The organism is Lentzea indica, assembly GCF_012184385.1.
Classification (GTDB): domain Bacteria; phylum Actinomycetota; class Actinomycetes; order Mycobacteriales; family Pseudonocardiaceae; genus Lentzea; species Lentzea indica.
Genome location: NZ_VSRL01000040.1, coordinates 17338 through 39863, shown reverse-complemented (window position 1 = coordinate 39863; position 22526 = coordinate 17338). Strand labels below are relative to the sequence as shown.

Sequence of the window (22526 nt, the reverse complement as noted above, 5' to 3'; positions counted from 1 at the left end):
GCGTCCACGTTACGGGGTACCACTCCCGCCCGCCGGACGGCCGGATCCCGGTGGCCTCAGCACGGCGAACGGATCGGTGACCTTGATTCCCTTGGCGCTGAACCGGAACAGGGCGGCCGGGCGGCCTCCTGACGGGCCTGGGGGAGCGGTGCCACCTGTCGGCTCCAGCAACAGCCGGCGCGACAGCACCCGCTGGAGGTTCGTCGCGGACACCCGGTAGCCCAGCGCGGCCGAGTAGTGGTCGCGCAACAAGGAGATCGTGAACTCCGGTGGCGCCAAGGCGAAGCCGACGTTGGTGTACGACAGCTTCGAGCCCAGCCTGTGCCGTGCTCGATGCACGATCGAGGCGTGGTCGAACGCCATCGGGGGGAGTGTGTCCACGCAGTGCCACTCGGTGTCAGACGGCCTCTCCGGATCGACGTCCGAAGGGACCAGTCCGAGGAACGCCGTCGCCACGACGCGAGGGCCGGGGACGCGGTCGGGCGCGCTGAAAACAGCCAGCTGCTCGACGTGTGACAGTTGTCGCACATCGACTTTTTCCGCGAGCTGACGGCGGATGGAGGTCTCCACGTCCTCGTCCACCCGCAGCTCGCCACCCGGCAGCGACCAGCGGTGAGCGTGTGGATCCCGTGCGCGCTCCCACAGCATGACCTGGAGTGACGCACCTCTCACCCGCAGCACAGCTGCCAGAACTTCATGTCCCACGCCCGCCACTCGGCTGATACTATCGGCGACGTTTTCGACCACCAGGCGAAAACCTGGACCGAGGAGGCAGTCATGGTCGCTACCGCAGTTGTGGAGCGAACCGCGTCAGGTGTATTCGGTGGAGTGGAGCCGGACGCCGCGTGGCGGGACGAGGTGTTGCGGCTTGCGAAGGAGCGGGACGCCGTCATCCTGGCGCACAACTACCAGCTGCCCGAGATCCAGGACATCGCCCACCACACCGGCGACTCCCTCGCCCTGAGCAGGATCGCCGCGCAGTCGGACGCGCAGACCATCATCTTCTGCGGCGTGCACTTCATGGCCGAGACGGCGAAGATCCTCGCGCCGGAGAAGACGGTGCTGATCCCGGACGAGCGCGCTGGCTGCTCGCTCGCCGACTCCATCACCGGCGCGCAGCTGCGTGAGTGGAAGGCGGAGCACCCCGGCGCGGTCGTCGTGTCCTATGTGAACACGACCGCCGAGGTGAAGGCGGAGACGGACATCTGCTGCACGTCCTCGAACGCCGTCGACGTGGTGCGTTCGATCCCCGCCGACCGCGAGGTGCTCTTCTGCCCGGACCAGTTCCTGGGCGCGCACGTCAAGCGCGAGACCGGCCGCGAGAACCTGCACATCTGGGCCGGCGAGTGCCACGTCCACGCCGGCATCAACGGCCCGGAGCTGGCCGAACGCGCCGCCGCGAACCCGGACGCCGACCTGTTCATCCACCCGGAGTGCGGCTGCGCGACGTCGGCGCTCTACCTGAGCGGCGAGGGCATCGTGCCGGCGGAGAAGGTCAAGATCCTCTCGACCGGCGACATGATCACCGCCGCCCGCAGTACGAACGCGCGCAAGGTGCTCGTCGCGACCGAGGTCGGCATGCTGCACCAGCTGCGCAAGGCCGCCCCGGAGATCGACTTCCGCGCCGTCAACGACCGCGCGTCCTGCACCTACATGAAGATGATCACGCCGGCCGCGCTGCTGCGTTGCGTGCGCGAGGGTCTGGACGAGGTGCACGTGGACCTGGAGACCGCGAAGCGCGCGCAGGGCGCCGTGCAGCGGATGATCGAGATCGGCAAGCCCGGCGGCGGTGAGTGATGGCCGCGCGCTGGGAGGCGCGGGCCGACCTGATCGTGGTCGGTACGGGCGTAGCGGGCCTCACGGCCGCGCTGCGGGCCCGTGAGCTGGGACTTCGCGTCCTCGTCGTCACCAAGGCCGCGGGCGACGACGGCAACACCCGCTGGGCGCAGGGCGGCGTCGCGGTGGTCATGGAGGACCAGCACGACCCCGGCGACTCGGTCGCGCGGCACATCGAGGACACGCTGACGGCAGGCGCGGGCCTCTGCGACGACGTCGCGGTCACCACGATCATCACGGACGGCCCCCAGGCCGTCGCGAGGCTGCGCGAGCGCGGCGCCGTGTTCGACGCGAAGCCCGACGGCCTGCTGGAACGGACCCGCGAGGGCGGCCACAGCGCGTTCCGCGTCGTGCACGCCGGCGGCGACGCGACCGGCGCCGAGGTCGAACGAGCGCTGCTCAAGGCCACTGTGGACGGACGGGTTCCCCTGCTGGAGAACCACGTTGCGGTCGACGCGGTCAAGACGCCACTCGGTGCAGTCGGCGGCCTGCTGGTGCTCGACGGCAACGGCGTGCCCGGCGTGCTCACGGCTCCCGCCGTGCTGCTCGCGACCGGTGGCATCGGTCAGATGTACCAGGCGACCTCGAACCCCTCTGTCGCAACGGGTGACGGCCTGGCGCTGGCACTCAGGGCCGGGGCGCTGGCCGCGGACGTCGAGTTCATCCAGTTCCACCCGACCGTCCTCTACACCGGGCGCGGTGCCCGAGGCAGGTGCCCGCTCGTCACGGAAGCCGTGCGCGGCGAGGGTGCCGTGCTGATCGACGCGACCGGCGCCCGCGTGATGAAGGGCGTGCACCCGCTGGAAGATCTCGCCCCGCGCGACGTCGTGGCGGCCGCGATCACCCGGCACATGGCAGCGGAGCCCGGCGGCGTCGACGACCACGTCTTCCTGGACGCGACCGCGTTGCACGACATGGCTTCTCGCTTCCCGACCGTGTATTCGGCCTGCGTTTCTGTGGGGATCGATCCGGCTGTGGACCCGATTCCCGTTGCCCCGGCGGCACATTTCGCCTGCGGTGGCGTGGTTTCCACCGTCGACGGCCGCACCGGCGTGACCGGCCTGTACGCCATCGGTGAGGTGGCCCGCACGGGCCTGCACGGCGCGAACCGCCTGGCCTCCAACAGCCTGCTCGAAGGCCTGGTCTGCGGCACCCGTGCCGCCGAGGCCGTGGCTGCCGATCTGGCTGTCGGGTTGATCGCACCCGCTCGCGCCGTGGATCCGGTTCTTCCCACGGCTCCGGTCGCGGACCGCGACCTGCTCCAGCGCGTGATGTCCCGTTACGCCGCGATCGGCCGTGACGCGGAAGGCCTCGACGTCGTCGGCTCTGTGCTCGACGTGTCCACTGTGGACAAGCAGCTCGAGTCGCGCGAACTGGTCGAGGACGCTGCCCTGACCTTGGCCGCCCGCGCCCTGATCGCCGCCGCGCAGGAACGCACCGAGTCGCGCGGCTGCCACGTCCGCACCGACCACACTTCGCGCTCCGAGGCGTGGCAACGCAGCCAGCTCGTCCGGCTCACTCCGACCGGCCAGCCTGTGCTGGCCGATCCCGTTCTCGCAGAAGGTGTCGCATGACCATCGACTGGGACGACGCGAACCGGGTCATCCAGCTCGCCCTGGAGGAAGACCTCCGCTACGGCCTGGACGCCACCACACTGGCGACCGTGCCGGAGAAGGCCGTCGCAACCGCGGAGATCACCCCGCGGGCGGCCGGTGTGCTGTGCGGCGTTTCCATTGCACGCGCGGCCTTCCAGCGTTATCTGCCCGAGGTCGAGGTGCTCACCGAGGCGCAGGACGGCGACAAGGCCGTGCCCGGTGAGCCCGCGCTGGTGCTGACCGGCCCGACCCGTGGTCTGCTCACGGTAGAACGCACGGCTTTGAACCTGGTCTGCCACCTGTCCGGCATCGCCACCCAGACCGCGCGCTGGGTCGACGCGATCGAGGGCACCGGCGCCGCGGTCCGTGACTCACGCAAGACGTTGCCGGGACTGAGGCTTCTGCAGAAGTACGCGGTCAGGTGCGGTGGCGGCGTGAACCACCGGATGGGCCTCGGCGACGCGATCCTCATCAAGGACAACCACGTCGCCGCCGCGGGTTCGGTGAGCGCCGCGATCCGTGCGGCCCGCGCGCACGCGCCCGAACTGCTGATGGAGGTCGAGGTCGACAGCCTGCAGCAGCTCGACGAGGCGATCGCCGAAGGCGCGGAACTGGTGCTGCTGGACAACTTCACGCCCGAGCAGTGCGCCGAGGCCGTCAAGCGGCGGCCGGAGAACGTGAAGCTGGAGGCGTCCGGCGGGCTCACGCTGGACCTGGCCCGCCGGTACGCCGAGACCGGCGTGGACTACCTCGCGGTGGGCGGTCTCACGCACTCCAGCCCGTCACTCGACCTCGGCCTGGACCTTCGCTAGCGGCTGGTACCGCTCCACGCTGACGTGCTGGACGCCGGGGAAGTTCTGCACCCGGCGCCAGGCAGCGGTGACCGAGCCGACCGACGCCGCGCCGAGGGCAGGGCCCCGCCCTCCACTGGGGGCTGACCACCCGATCCCGTATGACCTGACGTTAGTTGCGGAAGCGCGGTGTCAAGCCACCACTCGGCGATCTGTGGACAACTCGAACCGCGAGCCGAGTTGTCCACAGATCGACCGGCGGCGGCTTGACAGCCCGATTTCGCGAATAGGCTGACAGTGTTGGCCGGTCTGCCCCCGAGGAGGGCGGGGCCCTGCCCTCCTCGCGAAGATCGACTTGAAGCCGTCCAGGTCCGTGCGGTCGTGGACGAACGAGGGCAACGCGGGAAGAGTCATGCCCCGATCCTGTGAGCTCGACCTAACTGGAGGTCAAGCTCATTCGAACGAGCAACCGGGATTCGGCTCGTCACGCGACAGCGGCGTGCCGGCCGGGTTCACGTACAGCACCTGGAGCACCATCGGCTCGGTGCCGAGGTTGCGGCCCACGTGCACGTGGTGGGGTTCCTCGATCAGCGTGTCACCGCGGTGATGCACGAAAGTCGTGGTGCAGTCGGACATGGTCCGGGTCAGAACACCCTTCTTCACCACGGCGTAGAGCGTGCCGTCGTGATGGTGCCAGCCCGTGCTGCCCCCGGCGGCGACGGTGATCTCGCGGATGACGTAGTCGCGGTCGTCGACGGACCATTTGGCGATCTCGCGAGCGGTCACGCCGCGCGAGGGCGTCGCGGAGGCAACGCCGGAGAACAACAGCAAAGCGGCCACTACAGCCGAAATGATGCGCATGGATCTCAACGTAGCCGTCGGTTCGCGAGCACAGGGAGGACACTCCGCGCTTGTTCCACCGCACCCTCGGTGTCGATCTCGACGACCGAGACGGCAGGCTTCTCGTCCAGCTGCACGGCCACGTTCCCGAACGGATCGGCGATCGTCGAGAACCCGATCCCGGTCGGCGCCGATGAGCCCAGGTCGCCGGGATAGGCCTGCCCGCACGCCACCACCCATGACGTGCAGTCCAGTGCGCGTGCCCGTACCAGGAGCTCCCACTGCTCTTTCTTGCCGGGGCCGGCACCCCACGACGCCCCGACCAGCACGGCGGAAGCGCCCTTGTCCGCCAACGCGCGGAACAGCTCAGGAAAGCGGATGTCGTAGCAGGTGGCGACTCCCAAGGTCACGCCGTCCACCTTGAAAGTCATCGGCGATGAGCCAGGCGCGACGGTGCGCGACTCCTGGAACCCGAACGCGTCGAACAGGTGGATCTTGTCGTAGCCCACGTGGATGTCAGGCCCGGTCACCAGCATCGTGTTCGTCACGCGGTCACCGGACGGCGTGAACATGCCCGCCACCACCACGACGTCGTGAGACGCGGCGATCTCGTGCACCGCAGACGCCCACGGTCCGTCCAGCGGTTCGGCAACGGGTCCCAGCGGCACACCGAAGCGGCACATCGTCGCCTCGGGCAGCAGGACGACCCGTGCTCCGTCGGCCCTGCGCACCGCGTCGCGGACGAGTTCCAGGTTGGACCTGGGGTCGGTCGTCGAGCTGATCTGACTCACAGCGATCCGCATGGGGATCACTGTAGGGTCCGGCTTTGTGCGTTACCCACTGCTGCTCGTCCTGTTGCTGGCCGTCGCGGGCTGCACCGAGACCGCCACACCCCGCCCGGACGGTGGCTCGAACGGCACGTCGATCGTGCTCGCCGACCGCGACGAGCCGGCCACGCTGAACCCGCTGCTCGGCTACGGCGCGCAGGGCGTGTCGAAGATCTACGACGGGCTCGTCGAGCACCGCCAGGACGGCTCGCTCAAGCCGCAGCTGGCTGCCGAACTTCCGGAACCGGCCGCGGACGGGCTGAGCTGGACGGTGAAGCTGCGCGGCGACGTGAAGTTCACCGACGGCAGCACGTTCGGCGCGGAGGACGTGGTCGCCACCTACACCGCGGCGCTGAAAAACCCGGTCAAGGACCGGTTCAGCACGCTCAAGGGCGTCGAGCAGGTCGACCCGTCGACCGTCCGCTTCACCCTCACCCAGCAGCACGCCGCGTTCCCGCACCTGCTCGTGCTCGGCGTCCTGCCCAGCGAGCAGGCGAACCCGGACGGTCAGCCGGTCGGCACCGGCCCGTACAAGGTCACCGAGTGGAAGAAGGGCGACCGGCTGCTGCTGGACGCCAACGAGAGCTACTTCGACGGCGCGCCCAAGGTCAAGAAGGTGACCGTCGTGTTCGTCACCGACGACAACCAGCGCGCACGCCGCATGCAGGACGGCGAGTTCGACGGCACGGTGCTGCCGCAGAAGATCGCGGCGCAGTTCACCGGCAAGTCGGGCCTGCTCGTGCAGTACCACCGCAGCGCCGACTACCGGGCCGTGCGGCTGCCCGCGGTGAACCCGGTCACCGGCAACGCCGCCATCCGCCTCGCGCTGAACTACGCAGCGAACCGCCAGGGCATGATCGACAGCCTGCTGGAAGGCAAGGGCACCATCGCCTACACGCCGGTGCCGGACGCGTTGGCGGAGGAGTTCGACCCGACCGCGAAGTTCCGCTTCGACAAGACCGAGGCCGCGCGGCTGCTCGACGCGGCGGGCTGGGTTCCCGGCACGGACGGCATCCGGGTCCGCGAAGGCGTGGCGGCCCGCTTCACGCTGATGTACCCGCTCGGCGACGACCTGCGAGCCGACCTGGCCACGGCCTTCGCCGCCGACGCCAAGGCCGTCGGCGTGGACGTGCAGCTCGCCGGCCTGTCGTGGGAGGCGATCCGCCCGCGCATGGGCCAGGACGCACTGCTCTACGGCGAGGGGTCGCCGTTCGACCCGGACCTGATGCTCTACGACCTGCGCGGCCAGGGCAGTCCTGCCGCCGACGCGGCGCTGGAGAACGGCCGCAAGCTCATCGACCCGGCGCAGCGGGCGGTGGCGTACAAGCTCTTCCAGCAGGCGTTCGTCGCCGCGCCGTCGATGGTGGTGCTGGTCTTCCCCGAGCACACGTACGTGATGCGCGACTCGTGGAACGGCTACCAGGCCGTGGTCGACCCGAACTCCTACGGCGCGCTGGCATGGGGCCCGTGGTGGAACCTCGACAAGTGGGAACCTAAGTAGTCCTGGCGTTGATCTCGCGGACGGCTCGGGCGGGGTCGTCCGCCCAGAAGTCGACTCGCTCGACACGCTGCACGCCCGTCTTGCCGAGGTTCACCAGCTGCGGCTCGTGGAAGGGCACGGACACGTTCGTCCTGGTCAGCGACTGGATGACGAGCGCGTCACCGATCACCTCGACGCTGCGCTGACCCTTGTGGGTGCGTTCGGCGACCTGTGCGGTGCCGAGGTCCGAGGTCGGGATGCGCCAGTCGAAGAACCCCAGCTGCCGCAACCGGAGCTCGTCGCCGGAGATGGTGTGCGGCTGGCGGTGGAGGATGTAGATCGCGCCCACGCACACGATCGTGTTCAGCACGCCCAGCACGATCAGCGTGATGAGCAGCCACGGGATGTCCAGCGCGAACGCCACCAGCGCGACACCGATCGCCGTGATGATCAGGAACCGCCAGTACCGCGGCCGCATGCGCTTGCCGTAGGGGATCTCCACCATGTGGCCGAGCCTATTTCCGCAGCACGCGCACCATCGCGTCGGGGTTGTCGGCCCAGAACTCGATCTTCGTGACCTCGTGCAGCAATGTGTCGTCCACAACGGACCGCGTCTTGTTCAACGCCCGGCGGGTCAGCCCGTGGGTCACGGTGTCGATTGCAGCCAACGGAATCCGGCACTCGAACTCACGCGCGCCTTCGAGAGTGGCACAGTGGAGCGGTGAGCGACCTGATCTTCCTGGACAGCGCCGGTTCGTCGATCCCGCCCGCCCCGGTCGTCGACGAGGTGATCGGTCACCTCCGCCGGGAGACCGAGATCGGCGGCTACCGAGCAGCCGCGGAACGCCGTGAGGACCTCGAAGCGGGCTACGGCGTGCTCGCCGAGCTCTTCGGCTGCCGCCCGGACGAGGTCGCCTTCACCGACAGCGCGACACGCTCGTGGCTCACCGTGTTCGACGCCGTCCCGCTCACCGAAGGCGACCGGATTCTGGTCACCGAGGTCGAGTACGGGGGCAACGCCGTGCCGATGCTGCGCCGCGTGGAGGAGACCGGCGCGACGATCGAGGTGATGCCGTCCGATCGGCACGGACAGCTGGACGTCGACGCTCTGGACCTGGACGAGCGGGTCAAGCTGATCTCACTGGTGCACGTGCCCACGAACGGCGGTTTGATCAACCCCGTCAACGAGGTCACCGCCAAGGCCCGCGAGGTCGGCGCGCTGGTGCTGCTCGACGCGTGCCAGTCCACCGGCCAGATCGACCTGCGCGACCACGACTACGACATGCTCGTCTGCACCGGCCGGAAGTGGCTGCGCGGACCACGCGGCACGGGAGCGCTGGTCGTCAGGAACGAGGTGCGGAAGAGGCTGTGGCCCAGGCTGATGGACCACGACGGCGCCGCGTGGACGGCGCCCGACCGGTACGAGCCGCGCGACGACGCGCGGGTGTTCGAGCTGTGGGAGTTCAACGTCGCGGACCGGCTGGGTCTGATCGCCGCCGCGAAGTACGCGCTGGACAAGGGTCTGGACGTGATCGAAAAAGAGGTCGCGGACCGTGCCAAGCGTTTGCGCGAAGGCCTCAAGGCCATACCGGGCATCACCGTGCAGGACCTCGGTGTGCGGCAGTCGGGCATCGTCACTTTCACGTCGGATCGGGTGCCGGCGATGGAGCTGAAAGACCGGCTATGGGCGGAGAAGGTCGCCGTCACGGTGTCGCAGCGCGGTTCGACGTTGATCGACATGACCAGGCGCGGCCTGGACGAAGTAGTGCGGGCCTCCCCGCACTACTTCGTCACGCCGGAGGAGATCGATCAGGCGCTGGAACGGATCAGCAGGTCTGGTTGATGACCCGCTTCACGCAGTCCGAGTAGCTCAGGAACAGGTCGACGGCGCGGTCGTTGCGTGCGGTCTGCGCCGCGATGACCGTGTCGCGCGGGTAGAAGCCGTTGAGGCCGCCGCTGCTCGGGTACAGCTCGTAGGTGTACGCCCAGATCTTGTGCTGGCCCCACATCCAGTCGTCGCTGGTGCCGTCGGTGATGTACAGGTCGCTCGCCTGCTCCGGCGTGTAGCCGTTGGTGGCGGCCATCTGCCGGCCGAGCGTCTGGAACGCGCGCGCCTCGTCCGCGTTGAGACCGGTGTCCGTGTCCGCCTTGGTGTAGCCGTACGGCCACAGCACGAGCTCCGAGAACGAGTGGAAGTCGATGAACGTCTTGATCTGCTGGGTGCCACCGACCACGCGCGAGTTCACGAAGTCGCGGATGCGGGTGGTCTCCGGCGCGGAGAACGCCGCGGTGCCGCGGTAGGTGTCCGACGTCGAGCTGCCGCTGGAGCCGCCGCAGCAGCCCCACTTGTAGCCCCAGTTGCGGTTGAGGTCGGTGCCGTTGCCCTGGCGGTTCTTGCGCCAGCCGCGGAACGAGCCGGTGGCGATGTCGTACTCGGCGCCGTCCGGGTTCATCATCGGGACGATCCAGACCTCGCGGCTGTCGACCAGGTTCTTGATCGCCGGGGTGGCGTAGTTGTCGGTGTAGCGCTTGATGATCTGCAGGCACTGCTCGACGGTCAGGTGCTCACGGGCGTGCTGGCCGCAGACGAACAGCACCTCCGGCTCACTCTCGTCTGAGGCCACGTTGTCGCTGAGCTTGAGCGCCCAGATGTCCCGGTTCTGGAAGCTCTTGCCGATGCTGCGCATGCTGGTGAGGGTCGGGTGGTCGCGGACCGTCTGCTGCAGCTCGGCGGTCATCTCCGCGAAGTTGTGGTAGCCGGTGTAGCCGGACGGGAAGTCCTGCGTGCCGACCTGGCCGGGCTGCGGGTCGGCGAACTCGACCTTGCCCAGGCTCTTGAGCTGCTGCTCGAAGTCGCCGACGTACTTGATCGGCAGACCGGTCGCCTGCAGGGCCTTGTACTGGGCCTTGTCCGCGACCACCGAGACCGTGGTGAGCTTGGTCGCACCGAGCACGTCGACGCCGATCTGGGCGACCTGGGTGCGTTCGGCCGACGTGTTCGCGGTGACTTCCAGCAGATAGCGTCCGGAGTCGGCTGTGCTCGGCGTCGCCATGCCCGCGACCAGCACGGGCAGACAGACGGCGAGCACTGCGGCGATCTTGCCGCGGCGCTTACTGAACATCGTTCCTCCTCCATCATCAGCAGGGGTTTGCGACGGAGTGGTGCTCAACCGAGCGTGGCCGCGCAGTCACAGGCTGAGGTAGCGCCGATAGCGGGCTGACCGTTGACAGAATTCGGCAGGAACTACGCTGTAAGGCATGCTCAGCCGCACCGACCTGCGAGGTCGCACCACGACTCCCGCTCAGCTGCGCGCCGTACTGCCGCGCGCCGAGATGGACGTGGACGCGGTGCTGCATCAGGTGCGTCCGATCGTGGACGCGGTGGCGGCTCGTGGCGTCGAGGCTGTGCTCGAGTACACGGAGAAGTTCGACGGCGTTCGTCCTGCTTCTGTGCGCGTGCCCGCGTCGGAGATTTCGTCTGCTTTGTCCTCGTTGGACCCGGCCCTGCGCGAGGCGCTGGAAGAGGTGATCGCGCGGATCCGGCGCGTGCACGCCGACCAGCGCCGCACGGAGACGACGACGCAGGTCGTGCCTGGTGGCACCGTGACGGAGAAGTGGGTGCCGGTCGAGCGCGTCGGTCTCTACGCGCCCGGCGGTCTCGCGGTCTACCCGTCCACGGTCGTGATGAACGTCGTGCCCGCGCAGATCGCCGGCGTCGAGTCGCTGGTGGTGTGCTCGCCGCCGCAGGCCGAGTTCGGCGGCCTGCCGCACCCGACGATCCTCGCCGCCGCCGCACTGCTCGGCGTCGACGAGGTGTGGGCAGCGGGTGGCGCGCAGGCCCAGGCGCTGATGGCGCACGGTGGCGTGGACACCGATGGCGCCGAGCTGGCTTCGGTCGACATCGTCACCGGTCCCGGCAACATCTACGTGGCGGCGGCCAAGAGGGTGCTGCGCGGCCTGATCGGCATCGACGCCGAGGCCGGTCCGACCGAGATCGCGATCCTGGCGGACTCGTCGGCCGACGCCGTGCACGTCGCCGCCGACCTGATCTCCCAGGCCGAGCACGACCCGCTCGCGGCGTCGGTGCTGGTGACGGACTCCGTCGAGCTGGCGGACGCGGTGGACGTCGAGCTGGAGCGTCAGATCGCCGCGACCAAGCACGTCGAGCGGATCCGCACGGCGTTGGGCGGCAGCCAGTCCGGCACCGTGCTCGTGTCCTCTGTGGACGAAGGTGTTCGCGTCGTCAACGCTTATGCCGCCGAGCACCTGGAGATCCAGACGGTTGACGCGCGTGCCGTGGCGGCGCGGATCCGTTCCGCCGGCGCGATTTTCGTGGGTGCGCACTCGCCGGTGTCGCTCGGCGACTACTGCGCGGGCTCGAACCACGTGCTGCCGACCGGTGGCTGCGCCCGGCACTCGTCCGGGCTGTCAGTGCAGACGTTCCTGCGCGGCATCCACGTGATCGACTACTCGGAGGACGCACTGCGCGAGGTCGCGGACAAGGTGGTCGCGCTGGCCAACGCGGAAGACCTGCCCGCGCACGGGCAGGCTGTCACGGCGAGGTTTCCCCAGAAGGGCGGCAACACAGCATGAAGCCTGTTGTCGGCGCGCGGGTGGAGCTGTCCGATCTGCCTCTGCGCGAGGACCTGCGTGGCCGCACGCCTTATGGCGCGCCGCAGCTCGACGTGCCGTATCGCTTGAACACCAACGAGAACCCGTACGCGCCGACTGATGCCCTTGCGGCGGACGTCGTCGCGGCCGTGGCGGAGATCGCCGGTGAGCTGCACCGGTACCCGGATCGTGACGCGGTGGCGTTGCGCGAGGACCTCGCGGCGTACCTGACCGAGGCGACGTCGGTGACGCTGACGGCGGAGAACGTCTGGGCCGCCAACGGGTCCAACGAGATCCTTCAGCAGATCCTGCAGGCGTTCGGTGGTCCTGGACGGACGGCGCTGGGTTTCGAGCCGTCGTACTCGATGCACCCGATCATCGCGGCGGGCACGCGCACCGAGTGGGCGCCCACGCCGCGACGTCCCGACTTCTCGCTCGACGTGGAGAAGGCCGCCGCGATCATCGCGGAGACGCGGCCGGACGTGGTGTTCGTGACGTCGCCGAACAACCCGACCGGCCAGTCGATCCCCCTGGAGGACCTGCGGCTGCTGATCGCGTCGTCGACCGGCATGGTCGTGGTCGACGAGGCGTACGCGGAGTTCTCCTCGCAGGAGAGCGCGATCAAGCTGCTCGACGAGTACGGCTCGCGGCTGATCGTCTCGCGCACGATGTCGAAGGCATTCGCTTTCGCCGGCGGGCGGCTGGGTTATCTCGCCGCCGCTCCCGCCGTGGTCGACGCGCTGCAGCTGGTGCGGTTGCCCTACCACCTGTCGCAGTTGACCCAGGCGGCCGCGCGGGCTTCGCTGCGGCACGCCGCCGAGACGCTGGGTTCGGTCGCTCTGCTCGCCGCCGAACGCGACCGCGTGGTGGCGGCGTTGAAGGACATGGGTTTCCGGGTCGTGCCCTCGGACGCGAACTTCGTGCTGTTCGGCTGGTTCGAGGACGCACGTGAGGTCTGGAAGTCCTATTTGGACCACGGCGTGCTCATCAGGGACGTCGGAATCGCGGGTCATCTGCGGGTGACCATCGGAACGCCCGAGGAGAACGACGCTTTCCTCGCGGCCAGCAAGGAGGTCAGCCGGTGAGTCGTGTTGGCAAGGTGGAGCGCACCACCAAGGAGTCGTCGGTCTACGTGGAGATCGACCTGGACGGCACCGGCCAGGTCGAGATCAGCACCGGCGTGCCGTTCTACGACCACATGCTCACCGCGTTCGGTGTGCACGGCTGCTTCGACCTGATCGTCCGCGCCACTGGCGACACGCACATCGACGCCCACCACTCGGTCGAGGACATCGCGATCGTGCTGGGCCAGGCGCTGCGGGAAGCGTTGGGGGACAAGAAGGGCATCCGCCGCTTCGGCGACTGCTGGATCCCGATGGACGAGACCCTCGCGCACGCGTCGGTCGACGTCTCCGGCCGGCCGTACACCGTGCACCGCGGCGAGCCGGAGCAGTTCAACTCGTTCGTGATCGGCGGCAACTACCCGTTCGTGCTGAACCGCCACGTGTTCGAGTCGCTGGCCTTCCACGCCCAGATCGCGCTGCACGTGCGCGTCGAGTACGGCCGCGACCCGCACCACATCGCGGAGGCCGAGTACAAGGCGATCGCGCGGGCGCTGCGTGCGGCCGTGGAGCCGGACCCGCGCGTCGGCGGCATCCCGTCGACCAAGGGCGTGCTCTGATGCCGAAGGAGGTCGTCGTCATCGGCCTGCTGGCCCTCGCGGGTTTTCTGGCCGGTGGCGTCTACTCGACGTGGAAGACCGCCAAGTTCATGGCGATCATCCTGCTGGTTCTGCTCGTCGTCGCGGTCGGCGGCGCGGTGCTCTGGCTGCTGTGAGCACCTGATCCCGACTTCGGTGATCAGGAAATGCGGTGTTCCGTTGCCTTTCGATGTTCACGGCCGACCCAGTAGAGCGCTTCGTGGTGATGCCCGCGGTCAACATCAGCGATCCGCTCGTACACCTCGATGCTGCGCAGGTGGTAGTCCCGCTTCGTAGCTGGTGCGGCGTCAGGCGGCGGCTCCAACCTGCTCAGGACCTCATGGACCTCCTGCAAGGTGCGTGCGGTCATCGCCACTGCCCAGAAATCGGTCTGCTTCCCCATGAACAAACTATGCAACCTGACATTGCATAGCGTCAAGTCCCGATCGGGCGATGCTGTTCAGAGCAGGCCGCGATAGTCGGCCGCCACTCGATCGATGACGGCGCGGGCCTCGTCGCCCCACGACACGAGCGGCTCGATCTCGGCCCAATGAGCCGCGTACTCGGCGATGTTGGCTTCGTCGGTGATGAGTGCCGTCGCGGTCTGTGTGCCAAGCATGACGGCAAGTGCGTCGTACATCGTGAATGAATTGCCCGCCGGTACGAATGCCGGAGTGGTCCACGGGATGATCCCGACGCGCACGTTGGGTCGCTGAGACTGATCGATCAGGTGATCCAGTTGCTCGACCATGACAGCTGCTCCGCCCATGTTCCAGCGCAGCACGCCTTCGGTCATCACGCACACGAACTCGCGTGCCGAGTCCAGCAGTTCCTGGCGTTGCAGGCGTGCGGTGACGGTGCGCTCGCGATCCTCGTCGCTCAGCGAGCCTCCGAACAGTGCTTCGGCGTACGACCTCGTCTGAAGCAGTCCGATCATGGTGTTGGTCGAGTACGACAGGATGCGCGACGCGGCCGCTTCGAGCTTGCCGATGCGCTGCTGCATCCACCATCCGCCCCGCTGCAGCACAACTCGGGCGGACGTTGTCTCCTCTCGCAACTCACGGGTCATGTGGACGAGGTCTTCAACGGCTTCTGCAGGTGCGCCATACACCTGGCACAACGCAAGGATCTCGTCCTCGGACGGCAGAAAGCTTCCGGTTTCAGCACGGCTGACCTTGGACTGACTGAGTCCGGTGCGACGTGCCGCCTCGGCTCCCGAGAGCCCGGATTCGCTGCGCAGCGCACGCAACGTGTCGGACAGCGGGTTCGAGTTCTTCACGGGGTTCCTATGCGTCAGATGGCTGGCGAGTCCCGCCAGTATTGCGGATGCTCCCTCCAGTAGTCCGTGAACGGCACGGCTGCAGACCACGCCGCGTCGCGCGCTTGCCGATACTCGACGAGTTGCCCTTCGGGCACGATCCTCCCGTGCTGAAACCGGCCTTCGTCGTCGTAGTGCATGACGACCGCGTGATCCTCGCCGATCAACCAGAAGTCATCGGCCACAAGGCCTTCCGGACTGGATTGTTCGGTCAGGTCGAGGATGCGGATGTGTTCGCCGGCCGCCGCGTTGTGGACGTAGTCCCATTCGAACTCGTAGCGCAGGTAGTCGGTCAGTGGGCCGTGGACGACGTGCACGCGATACGTGTGCAGCCCGCGGACGACCTCGTTGCGGATGTGGTCCAGCCACTTTCCCTTGCGGCTCATGTCGGGACCGGGTTCGCCGTCGAGGTAGCGGCGGAAGTCGTCGCCGTTGCTGCTCACGTCGTAGAGGTCGAGAGTTTCCATGCGGAACAGTGTGCTTGTGAAGTGCTGATCGATGTATGCGCCGAGTTCGTTCTCATCGAGCACTGAGTTGGACCTCCGGTGGGAACGCGCTGAGCGGAACTTCCACTGCCCCTTCACCGTGCGGCAGGTTGAGGATTCGCAGTGCTTCCGGGTCGGTGACTGGCAGTCCGCGAACCAGGACGGTGCTGTGCCCCGTCAACTTCAGATGTGCCTCAGGGTGTTCGTGTGAAACAACTTCCGGAACGAGCGTCAGGGGTATCTCCACAACGGAGTCGGTGACGACGTATCCCTGGACCACCAGTGTGCCGCGGTCGGTGACGTTGAGGTTGGGGCAAGTGCGCTCGTTGCCGCACTCGCCGCGCAGGAAAGTCAGCTTCACTCGAAACCCCTCTCGCTGGTTCAGCGGCGAGTGTGGCCCTGCGGTCGCCGCTAGTCAACGTGTTCTTGCATAGTTCACCCGGATTGTCGGAGTACCCCAGCGGACGTGGCCCGGCACCTGGAGCACGACGGCGTTGGACTGCGTCGGCAGGTCGAGATGCGCTGCGGGAAGCGTTGGGGGACAAGAAGGGCATCCGCCGCTTCGGCGACTGCTGGATCCCGATGGACGAGACCCTCGCGCACGCGTCGGTCGACGTGCGCGTCGAGTACGGCCGCGACCCGCACCACATCGCGGAGGCCGAGTACAAGGCGATCGCGCGGGCGCTGCGTGCGGCCGTGGAGCCGGACCCGCGCGTCGGCGGCATCCCGTCGACCAAGGGCGTGCTCTGATGCCGAAGGAGGTCGTCGTCATCGGCCTGCTGGCCCTCGCGGGTTTTCTGGCCGGTGGCGTCTACTCGACGTGGAAGACCGCCAAGTTCATGGCGATCATCCTGCTGGTTCTGCTCGTCGTCGCGGTCGGCGGCGCGGTGCTCTGGCTCATTTAGCTCCGAACCGTCAGAATCGGGGTGTGGGCGAGCCTGAGTACGACGCGTTCATCTCGTACAGCCGGGCCCTGGACGGTGCGCTCGCCCCGATGCTGCAGCGCGGTGTCCAGAGGTTCGCCAAGCCCTGGTACCGGTTGCGCGCGTTGCGGGTCTTCCTCGACGACGCCAGCCTGTCGGCGAACCCCGGCCTGTGGACGTCGATCGAGGCGGCCCTGGGCCGATCGCGCTGGCTGATCCTGATGGCCTCACCGGAGTCCGCCGCGTCGAAGTGGGTCGCCCGCGAGCTCGAGTGGTGGCTGGAGCACAGGTCCGCCCAGCAGATCCTGGTCGTGCTGACCTCCGGCGAGTACTCCCAGTCGGTCCCTGCCGTGGTCCGCAAGGCGCTGGGCGAGGAACCGCGCTGGGTCGACCTGCGGTGGCTGCGGGACGCGGAGCACGTCGACGACTCGAACCCGCGGCTGCGTGAGTGCGTCGCCGACATCGCGAGTGCCGTGCGAGGCGTGCCGAAGGACGACCTCGTCGGTGAGCACGTCCGCCAGCATCGCCGGACGGTGCGGCTGGCGCGCGGCGCGGTGACAGCGCTGGCGGTGCTGACCGTGAGCGTGCTGGTCGCGGCGTTCATCGCGGTGGGGCAACGCAACGACGCGGTCGCGCAGGCCCGCACCGCCACAGCTCGAGGTCTCGCCTCGGCCGCAGTCGCGAACCTGGGCACCGATCTCGCGTTGAGCCAGCTGCTCGCGGCGCAGGCTTACCGGACCGAGCCGAACGGGCAGACGCGGGCCGCGCTGTTCAAGGCGGTGACGGCGAGCCCGCAGCTCGACCGCTACCTGGAGGTCGGTGGTGAGGTGTCCGCGCTGGCTGCCTCCGCCGACGGCAAGATCGCGGTCGCGGGAACCAAGGACGGACGTGTCGTGCGGCTGGATCTCGCTGGTGGCCGCACGGAGCAGAAGGTCGGCGAGCGCCCGGTGTCGTCGGTGGCCACGAGCGCGGACGGTGGCGTGGTCGCCGCGTACGCCGAGGACAGAAGGCTGCGCTGGGACGCCAAAACCGGTGCTGTGCAGGACATCGGCAAGGATTCCGCCCAGGCCGGGCACGTCGCGGTGTCGCCTTCGGGCCGGTTCACCGCCGTGTACGCGGGCTCGGAGGCAGCAGCGAGAATCCTCGTCCACGATGGACGATCAGGTCGAGTGACCGAGCGGGAAGACACGACTCTCGGCCTGCTCGGCTTGAGGCTGCCCGACGACGAGACGCTCGTCGAGATCGGCTACACCGACTGGGTCCGCCGGTCACCCGCCACGCTCGACGTCACGTCGTCGGCGAAGGGCTACATGTTGCCCGCCAACGGCTTCTGGGTGGGGTTGTCGGCCAACGGCGAGCACTTCGGCTATTCGACCGAGGGCGGCACCCGGCTGTGGCGCACGACCGAGCCTGCCTTCGACTACGACTCGCACGAGGCCGTGCTGCCAGCTGGCCCGCCCGATCCGGTGGCAGTGGCCATCACCGGCGACGGCACGCGCACGGCCGTCGCGGCCGCCGGAACGATCTTCGTCCACGACGTGAAAGGCCCGGCGGCGGGCGAACGGGCGCGGCTCGAAGGCAACGCCGAGACGCCGTTCGTCGAGTTCCTCGGCGACAACGACCACCTGGTGTCCGCCAGCCGCGATCGGTTGGTGCTGTGGGACCTCACGCGCGACACCCGCATCGGTTCTGAGTTGCCGACGCGGGTTCCGGTGGTGTGCAGCGCGTGCGCGGCACCGTGGCTCGCGTCGTCGAACGGGCGGGTCGCGGTGTCCGTGCTGGACGAACTGGCCGTCGGCTCCCAGGTGGCGACGGTCAGTCCCGACGGGGCGGTCGGCCCGCTGGCCTGGAACGCGAGCGGCGACAAGCTGTTCCGCGTGACGCCGGAGGGCAGGGTCGAGATCTGGGATCCCAGCGGCCTGCGTCAGGTCGGGGAGTGGCGCTCGAAGGCGACCGCGGACGTCCTGATCGGGATGGGAACGACAGCGGACGACCGGCTCGTCGTGGTGGACGAGAACGGTGACGTCCAGGTGCTGAAGGACGATTCCGTGCGTGACATCCCCTTGGGACGCGAGATACGCGGCGAGCACACGCCGACGCAGAGCCACGTCGCCGCGGTGAGCCCGGACGCGGCACTCGTCGCCGTCGTGTGCACGGATTCCGTCGCGGTCGTCGACACCGCGTCGGGCGAGGTGCGAGACGTGCCGGTCAGGGCGGATTCGGTGACGTTCGCCGGCGACAGCCTCCTCGTCCAGCGCGACGAGTCCATCGAGGTGTGGGACGCCCGCGGCACCTCGCTGCGCCGGACGGTGCCGCGCGATCCCAGCTACCTGGCCGGAGTCGCAGCCAGTCCCGATTCCGCCCTGGTGGCACAGCTGCGCGTCGACCGCGTGCTGGTGCTGACCGACCTGGCGACGGGTGAGCTCGTCGGCGAGGTGCGGCTGGCCGACCAGCGAAGCCGGTTCGGACGGATCGGCATGGCCTTCACCGGCAACAAGAACCTCGTCACGGCCGTGTCCGCCCGCAAGCTGTACTCGTGGAACTTCGCACCGGACAACTGGGTGCGTGCGGCCTGCGCCTCCGCGGGCCGCGACCTGACTGCAGACGAGTGGCGGCGGTACGTCGGTACCGAGCCGCCTGCCGACCTCACCTGCGGGTGAGCACCCAGTGGAACGTGGCAGGGTCCGGTTCGTGCATGGTCACCAGGTCGTCGACGACGATCTCCATGTGTTCTTCGAGCAGTTCCCGGTTCTTGCCCGGGGTGTTGCTGCCGAAGAACATCTCCACGCCGAGCCAGGTCTCGGTGACGTCCGGCGTGCCGGTGCCGAGCGAGGCCAGGAACAGTCCACCGGGCTTGAGCCAGCGGGCGATCTTCGCGATGAGCGCGGGCTGTTCGGCGCGCGGCACGTGCAGGATCGAGTAGAACGCGGCAACGCCGTCGAACGTGCCGTCCGGGAAGTCGAGCTTTGTCATGTCGGCTTTCACGAACCGCGCGTCCGGCACGTTGACTCGGGCGAGGTCGAGCTGCTGCTGTGACAGGTCGACGCCGAGGACGTCGTGGCGTTCGGCCAGCTTCTTGCTGCAGGGAACGCCCGCGCCACAGCCGAGTTCGAGGACCTTCGCCCGATCGGACAGCCGGCTGTCGAACTCCGCGAGGTAGTGCAGGCGCGGGTCGTCGGCGATCTGCGCGGACCACGTGAGGTACCGCTCCGCGATGGCGTCGTAGCCGGCCTCGACCTTGCGCTTCACGCGGTGCCCAGGTAGCGGGCCGGGACGTGCTGGGTGAGCCACACACCGTTGGCGCTGAGCCGGAACTCGTGGCCGTCCTCGTGCATCGCCTTCGCGTCGACGGTGAGGATCAACGGCCGGCCGCGTCGAGCGCCCACCCTGCGCGCGGTCTCGCGGTCGGGGGAGAGGTGCACGTCGTGGCGCGACATGGGGCGCAGGCCGTCGCGCATGATGTCGTCGAGGAACTGCGCGACAGTGCCGTGGAACAGCGCGTCCGGCGGGACCGCGGTCGGCAGGCCGAGTTCCACCTCGACGCTGTGGCCCTGGTTCGCGCGGATGCGGTCGCCGTCGATCGTGAAGCGCTTCTTGTCGTTCCTGCCCACGACCTCGTGCAGGTCGGTCTCGGAGATGCCGAGGGCGTTCAGGAGGTCGGCCACCGGTACCCAGCCGGCCGGGTCGAGGGCGAGGCCGACTCGCCCCGGCTGGTGCCGGAGCGCCTTGGACATCCGCTTCGAGAGGCGGATCATTCGTTCTTCTTCCATTTGCCCTTCAGGAAACCACAACGGGTCCAGTGGTTTTGCGGTTCGATGGTTCCTGTGTGGCCGGTACTGGGGTTGTTCTTTCTCGCGCCGTTCGTCGGCGAGTTCCTCCTGGGCAACATCCCGATCACGGGACTGGGCCTCGGGCTGCTCCTCGCCCCGCTGTACGGCAGCGGCGCGCTCCTGGTCCGCGAGCTGGGCAGGCGCGCAGGCGGCTGGCCGTCGATGTTCTTGCTCGCGGCGGCCTACGCGCTGATCGAGGAGGGCCCGGTCGACCAGCTGATCTGGAACCACTCCTACGCGGGCCACGACTACCTGACCGGGCCGTCGTACGTCCCGTTCCTCGGCACGAGCGTCGAGGTGGTGCAGTCGATCCTGGCGCTGCACACGATCTGGAGCATCTGCGTCCCGATCGCCATCGTCGAGACGCTGTCACGACGCGGCCCGTGGCTGCGGGCGCGCGGGCTGGTCGTGGTCGGCCTGCTGTTCCTGGCAGGATCGGTGTTCGTGTTCTACGGCAACTACTCCGAGGAACACTTCATGGCCCAGTGGTGGCAGTTTGCGTACGCGGGCGTGGTCATCGTGCTGCTGGTCGTGCTGGCGTTCCGGATAAGGCCTTCCGGTGAGCTGCCCGGCTCGCCGCCTCCGGCACTGCTGGTGTGCTTCCTGTCGCTGGCGGGGACCAGCGCGTACTGGGGCTCGGTCACGCTGATCGGCGCCGACTGGTTCGAGTGGGTCGGTGTGGCGATCTGGTGCGTGGTCGTGGCGCTCGGAGTGGTGCTGGTGACACGCTGGTCGCGGCGGGAGGGGTGGGACCAGCGTCACCGGTTCGCGCTGGCCGCCGGTGCCGTGCTGACGTACGTGTGGTGCTCGTTCCCGGTGAAACCCGAGCTGGGCGGCACCGAGGCGGGCGACTACGTGTTCAGCGGCATCGCCCTGGTGCTGCTGCTCTGGTGCGTCCTGAAGCTTCGACAGGAACGGCGGTCGTCGAGTGTTGCGTGAACGAGTCGTGCCGGGCGAACCAGAGATCTTCGTGGCCTGGCAGGCGGGAACCACCGATCGGACGCTGCTCGTGATCCACGGCGGCCCCGACTGGGACCACAGCTACCTGCGCGACCCGCTCGAGCGGCTGGACTGCCGGCTGCTGATGCCGGACCTGCGCGGATGCGGCCGGTCGGGGCGCGTGCCCGGCGAGGAGTACCACCCGGACGGCGTGGTGCGAGACCTGCTGCGCGTGCTGGACGCGTTCGGCGTCGAGCGTGCGGACGTGCTGGGACACTCGTACGGCGGCATGGTGGCGCAGCGGTTCGCGATCAGTCATCCGTCGCGCGTGCGCAGCCTGATCGTGTCGGGCAGCAGCGTGTTGCCGCTACCGCCGGACGCCTTCGCCGGCTGGGTGGAGCGGGACGAGGTCCTGGCACGTCAGGAAGACCCGTGGCAGCGCGAGGACCTGTCGCTGGAGGCGTGCGTTCGGGCAGAAGCGTTGGCGGCCGCACCCGCCAACGTCCACCGCGCCGCCGCGATGCCCGGCTATCTGCGGAGGCTGGGAGAGATCCGGTTCGGCGCCGAGTGGGTACGGCAGCTCCAGACAGGGACCTTGGTGTCACCGCGGTTTCCCGATGCCGCACAGCGGATCGCCGAGCTCGGCATCCCCGTGCTCCTGTTGCACGGGCGGCAGGACATGACGTTTCCGGTCGGCCTGGTCGAGCCCACGCTGGAGCTGATCCCACGGGCCCGCGCCGTCGTGCTGGAGGAGGCGGGGCACATGGTGCACGTCGACGAGCCCGACGGGTATCTGGAGGCGGTGCGGGAGTTCCTGGCGGGTTAGCTCGGGTCAGAGCGTTCCGCCCTCCATGACCGGCTTGAGGCGGGGAGCGCCTGGCCCGTTCGACGCCTGCTCGTCGTCGATGTTCTGCAGGGCGCAGCTGCGCAACGACAGGCAGCCGCACCCGATGCAGCCGGTCAGCCGGTCACGCAGGCGGAACAGGGCGTCGATGCGGGCGTCGAGCTCCGTTTTCCACGAGCGGGAGAGGCGTTCCCAGTCCGACTTCGTGGGCGTGCGGTTGTCGGGCAGTTGGGCGAGGGCGTCGTGGACGTCCTCCAGGGTGAGGCCCACGCGTTGCGCGGTGCGGATGAAGGCCAGGCGGCGCAGCACCGAACGTTGGTAGCGCCGCTGGTTGCCCGCGGTGCGAACGGAGGCGATCAGGCCCCGGTCCTCGTAGAAGCGCAGGGCCGTGTGGGGGACGCCGCTGCGTTCGGCGACCTGGCCGATGGTCAGCATTTCCGGCAACTTGCTCACCGGATCATGGTAACCGCTTGACCTCCAGCATGGTCGAGGTTGAACAGTTGGTGCC

26 protein-coding genes and 1 pseudogene are annotated in these 22526 nt (G+C 68.7%); 14 read left to right on the top strand and 13 right to left on the bottom strand.

Annotated features, from left to right (window positions below; genetic code table 11):
- Positions 1–9 precede the first annotated feature (9 nt).
- A complete protein-coding gene (locus FXN61_RS14220) occupies positions 10–678 on the bottom strand; it encodes an NUDIX hydrolase (protein ID WP_167974062.1) in 669 nt (222 codons plus the stop codon).
- A 99-nt stretch (positions 679–777) separates the two neighbouring features.
- Between FXN61_RS14220 and nadA the strand changes: the two genes are divergently transcribed.
- From nadA to nadC, 3 genes are read left to right on the top strand one after another with little or no spacing between them, the layout of a single operon-like run.
- Positions 778–1797, top strand: a complete 1020-nt coding sequence (gene nadA / locus FXN61_RS14215) for a quinolinate synthase NadA (protein WP_167974036.1) — start codon at positions 778–780, stop codon at positions 1795–1797.
- Positions 1797–3410: an L-aspartate oxidase gene (locus FXN61_RS14210; RefSeq protein WP_167974034.1), complete on the top strand. Its 1614-nt coding sequence runs from the start codon at positions 1797–1799 to the stop codon at positions 3408–3410. The genes nadA and FXN61_RS14210 overlap by 1 nt, the downstream gene beginning before the upstream one ends.
- Entirely contained in the window at positions 3407–4243 is an 837-nt protein-coding gene (gene nadC / locus FXN61_RS14205; protein WP_167974032.1) for a carboxylating nicotinate-nucleotide diphosphorylase, read from the top strand. The genes FXN61_RS14210 and nadC overlap by 4 nt, the downstream gene beginning before the upstream one ends.
- A gap of 432 nt (positions 4244–4675) precedes the next feature.
- Here nadC and FXN61_RS14200 read toward each other — a convergent pair whose 3' ends face one another.
- Together FXN61_RS14200 and FXN61_RS14195 are read right to left on the bottom strand one after the other, a co-directional pair.
- Positions 4676–5083 (bottom strand): cupin domain-containing protein, encoded by a 408-nt coding sequence (locus FXN61_RS14200; protein WP_167974030.1) that lies wholly within the window; start codon positions 5081–5083, stop codon positions 4676–4678.
- Between the two features lie 5 nt (positions 5084–5088).
- Positions 5089–5865, bottom strand: coding sequence for a carbon-nitrogen hydrolase family protein (locus FXN61_RS14195; protein ID WP_167974028.1), 777 nt, complete (start codon positions 5863–5865; stop codon positions 5089–5091).
- 25 nt (positions 5866–5890) lie between these two features.
- Here FXN61_RS14195 and FXN61_RS14190 point away from each other — a divergent pair, with 25 nt between their 5' ends.
- A complete protein-coding gene (locus FXN61_RS14190; protein WP_312877715.1) occupies positions 5891–7390 on the top strand; it encodes an ABC transporter substrate-binding protein in 1500 nt (499 codons plus the stop codon).
- On the opposite strand, the gene FXN61_RS14185 is transcribed toward FXN61_RS14190, so the two are convergent.
- Positions 7383–7874 (bottom strand): DUF3267 domain-containing protein, encoded by a 492-nt coding sequence (locus FXN61_RS14185; protein ID WP_167974024.1) that lies wholly within the window; start codon positions 7872–7874, stop codon positions 7383–7385. The genes FXN61_RS14190 and FXN61_RS14185 overlap by 8 nt on opposite strands.
- A 10-nt stretch (positions 7875–7884) precedes the next feature.
- Positions 7885–8019, bottom strand: coding sequence for a hypothetical protein (locus FXN61_RS54260; RefSeq protein ID WP_281360449.1), 135 nt, complete (start codon positions 8017–8019; stop codon positions 7885–7887).
- A gap of 71 nt (positions 8020–8090) precedes the next feature.
- Between FXN61_RS54260 and FXN61_RS14180 the strand changes: the two genes are divergently transcribed.
- Positions 8091–9212, top strand: a complete 1122-nt coding sequence (locus FXN61_RS14180) for an aminotransferase class V-fold PLP-dependent enzyme (RefSeq protein ID WP_312877714.1) — start codon at positions 8091–8093, stop codon at positions 9210–9212.
- Here FXN61_RS14180 and FXN61_RS14175 read toward each other — a convergent pair.
- Positions 9196–10491: a M14 family metallopeptidase gene (locus FXN61_RS14175; RefSeq protein ID WP_167974020.1), complete on the bottom strand. Its 1296-nt coding sequence runs from the start codon at positions 10489–10491 to the stop codon at positions 9196–9198. The genes FXN61_RS14180 and FXN61_RS14175 overlap by 17 nt on opposite strands.
- A 136-nt stretch (positions 10492–10627) precedes the next feature.
- On the opposite strand from FXN61_RS14175, the gene hisD reads away from it, so the two are divergent.
- The 4 genes from hisD to FXN61_RS14155 are packed head-to-tail and all read left to right on the top strand — an operon-like array spanning position 10628 to position 13816.
- Positions 10628–11962: a histidinol dehydrogenase gene (gene hisD, locus FXN61_RS14170; protein ID WP_167974018.1), complete on the top strand. Its 1335-nt coding sequence runs from the start codon at positions 10628–10630 to the stop codon at positions 11960–11962.
- Positions 11959–13065, top strand: a complete 1107-nt coding sequence (locus FXN61_RS52060) for a histidinol-phosphate transaminase (RefSeq protein ID WP_167974016.1) — start codon at positions 11959–11961, stop codon at positions 13063–13065. Before hisD ends, FXN61_RS52060 begins: the two co-directional genes overlap by 4 nt.
- A complete protein-coding gene (hisB, locus tag FXN61_RS14160; RefSeq protein WP_030471230.1) occupies positions 13062–13661 on the top strand; it encodes an imidazoleglycerol-phosphate dehydratase HisB in 600 nt (199 codons plus the stop codon). Before FXN61_RS52060 ends, hisB begins: the two co-directional genes overlap by 4 nt.
- Positions 13661–13816, top strand: coding sequence for a CG2302 family histidine operon protein (locus FXN61_RS14155; protein WP_167974014.1), 156 nt, complete (start codon positions 13661–13663; stop codon positions 13814–13816). Before hisB ends, FXN61_RS14155 begins: the two co-directional genes overlap by 1 nt.
- A 23-nt stretch (positions 13817–13839) precedes the next feature.
- Here FXN61_RS14155 and FXN61_RS14150 read toward each other — a convergent pair whose 3' ends face one another.
- Genes FXN61_RS14150 through FXN61_RS14135 form a run of 4 tightly spaced genes read right to left on the bottom strand, consistent with a single transcriptional unit; the run spans position 13840 to position 15843 of the window.
- Positions 13840–14082 carry an AMED_5909 family protein gene (locus tag FXN61_RS14150; RefSeq protein ID WP_246291468.1) on the bottom strand — a complete coding sequence of 81 codons (243 nt, stop codon included), beginning with the start codon at positions 14080–14082 and terminating at the stop codon, positions 13840–13842.
- 57 nt (positions 14083–14139) lie between these two features.
- Positions 14140–14958 (bottom strand): helix-turn-helix domain-containing protein, encoded by an 819-nt coding sequence (locus FXN61_RS14145; RefSeq protein WP_167974012.1) that lies wholly within the window; start codon positions 14956–14958, stop codon positions 14140–14142.
- 14 nt (positions 14959–14972) lie between these two features.
- Entirely contained in the window at positions 14973–15464 is a 492-nt protein-coding gene (locus tag FXN61_RS14140) for a DUF6879 family protein (protein ID WP_246291467.1), read from the bottom strand.
- A gap of 52 nt (positions 15465–15516) precedes the next feature.
- On the bottom strand, positions 15517–15843 hold the full coding sequence (locus tag FXN61_RS14135) for a hypothetical protein (RefSeq protein WP_167973967.1): 327 nt from the start codon (positions 15841–15843) through the stop codon (positions 15517–15519).
- 137 nt (positions 15844–15980) lie between these two features.
- Here FXN61_RS14135 and FXN61_RS14130 point away from each other — a divergent pair.
- The 3 genes and pseudogenes from FXN61_RS14130 to FXN61_RS14120 all read left to right on the top strand — a co-directional run.
- A pseudogene (locus FXN61_RS14130) lies at positions 15981–16232 on the top strand (imidazoleglycerol-phosphate dehydratase); the annotation flags it as partial.
- The gene (locus FXN61_RS14125) at positions 16232–16387 is read left to right on the top strand and encodes a CG2302 family histidine operon protein (protein WP_167974008.1); all 156 of its coding nucleotides are present in this window, start codon (positions 16232–16234) and stop codon (positions 16385–16387) included. The pseudogene FXN61_RS14130 and the gene FXN61_RS14125, both read left to right, overlap by 1 nt.
- Positions 16388–16410: 23 nt before the next feature.
- Positions 16411–19065, top strand: a complete 2655-nt coding sequence (locus FXN61_RS14120) for a TIR domain-containing protein (protein WP_167974006.1) — start codon at positions 16411–16413, stop codon at positions 19063–19065.
- Here FXN61_RS14120 and FXN61_RS14115 read toward each other — a convergent pair.
- Entirely contained in the window at positions 19052–19654 is a 603-nt protein-coding gene (locus FXN61_RS14115; protein ID WP_167974004.1) for a class I SAM-dependent methyltransferase, read from the bottom strand. The genes FXN61_RS14120 and FXN61_RS14115 overlap by 14 nt on opposite strands.
- Positions 19651–20175, bottom strand: coding sequence for an RNA 2'-phosphotransferase (locus tag FXN61_RS14110; protein ID WP_167974002.1), 525 nt, complete (start codon positions 20173–20175; stop codon positions 19651–19653). Before FXN61_RS14110 ends, FXN61_RS14115 begins: the two co-directional genes overlap by 4 nt.
- 54 nt (positions 20176–20229) lie before the next feature.
- Between FXN61_RS14110 and FXN61_RS14105 the strand changes: the two genes are divergently transcribed.
- Both FXN61_RS14105 and FXN61_RS14100 read left to right on the top strand, forming a co-directional pair.
- The gene (locus FXN61_RS14105) at positions 20230–21174 is read left to right on the top strand and encodes a DUF998 domain-containing protein (RefSeq protein ID WP_167974000.1); all 945 of its coding nucleotides are present in this window, start codon (positions 20230–20232) and stop codon (positions 21172–21174) included.
- A gap of 7 nt (positions 21175–21181) precedes the next feature.
- On the top strand, positions 21182–22000 hold the full coding sequence (locus tag FXN61_RS14100) for an alpha/beta fold hydrolase (protein ID WP_223165427.1): 819 nt from the start codon (positions 21182–21184) through the stop codon (positions 21998–22000).
- 6 nt (positions 22001–22006) lie between these two features.
- Here the strand turns inward: FXN61_RS14100 and soxR are convergent, their stop codons facing one another.
- Complete coding sequence (gene soxR / locus FXN61_RS14095; protein ID WP_246291478.1) at positions 22007–22453, bottom strand: redox-sensitive transcriptional activator SoxR; 447 nt, start codon at positions 22451–22453, stop codon at positions 22007–22009.
- Between the last annotated feature and the right edge of the window lie 73 nt (positions 22454–22526).

What these genes read in the sequence shown, in the direction of transcription:
- nadA (WP_167974036.1), top strand. Translation starts at nt 778, where the DNA reads ATGGTCGCTACCGCAGTTGTGGAGCGAACCGCGTCAGGTGTATTCGGT.
- FXN61_RS14210 (WP_167974034.1), top strand. Translation starts at nt 1,797, where the DNA reads ATGGCCGCGCGCTGGGAGGCGCGGGCCGACCTGATCGTGGTCGGTACG.
- nadC (WP_167974032.1), top strand. Translation starts at nt 3,407, where the DNA reads ATGACCATCGACTGGGACGACGCGAACCGGGTCATCCAGCTCGCCCTG.
- FXN61_RS14200 (WP_167974030.1), bottom strand. Translation starts at nt 5,083, where the DNA reads ATGCGCATCATTTCGGCTGTAGTGGCCGCTTTGCTGTTGTTCTCCGGC.
- FXN61_RS14195 (WP_167974028.1), bottom strand. Translation starts at nt 5,865, where the DNA reads ATGCGGATCGCTGTGAGTCAGATCAGCTCGACGACCGACCCCAGGTCC.
- FXN61_RS14185 (WP_167974024.1), bottom strand. Translation starts at nt 7,874, where the DNA reads ATGGTGGAGATCCCCTACGGCAAGCGCATGCGGCCGCGGTACTGGCGG.
- FXN61_RS14175 (WP_167974020.1), bottom strand. Translation starts at nt 10,491, where the DNA reads ATGTTCAGTAAGCGCCGCGGCAAGATCGCCGCAGTGCTCGCCGTCTGT.
- hisD (WP_167974018.1), top strand. Translation starts at nt 10,628, where the DNA reads ATGCTCAGCCGCACCGACCTGCGAGGTCGCACCACGACTCCCGCTCAG.
- FXN61_RS52060 (WP_167974016.1), top strand. Translation starts at nt 11,959, where the DNA reads ATGAAGCCTGTTGTCGGCGCGCGGGTGGAGCTGTCCGATCTGCCTCTG.
- FXN61_RS14155 (WP_167974014.1), top strand. Translation starts at nt 13,661, where the DNA reads ATGCCGAAGGAGGTCGTCGTCATCGGCCTGCTGGCCCTCGCGGGTTTT.
- FXN61_RS14150 (WP_246291468.1), bottom strand. Translation starts at nt 14,082, where the DNA reads ATGGGGAAGCAGACCGATTTCTGGGCAGTGGCGATGACCGCACGCACC.
- FXN61_RS14140 (WP_246291467.1), bottom strand. Translation starts at nt 15,464, where the DNA reads ATGGAAACTCTCGACCTCTACGACGTGAGCAGCAACGGCGACGACTTC.
- FXN61_RS14125 (WP_167974008.1), top strand. Translation starts at nt 16,232, where the DNA reads ATGCCGAAGGAGGTCGTCGTCATCGGCCTGCTGGCCCTCGCGGGTTTT.
- FXN61_RS14110 (WP_167974002.1), bottom strand. Translation starts at nt 20,175, where the DNA reads ATGGAAGAAGAACGAATGATCCGCCTCTCGAAGCGGATGTCCAAGGCG.
- soxR (WP_246291478.1), bottom strand. Translation starts at nt 22,453, where the DNA reads ATGCTGACCATCGGCCAGGTCGCCGAACGCAGCGGCGTCCCCCACACG.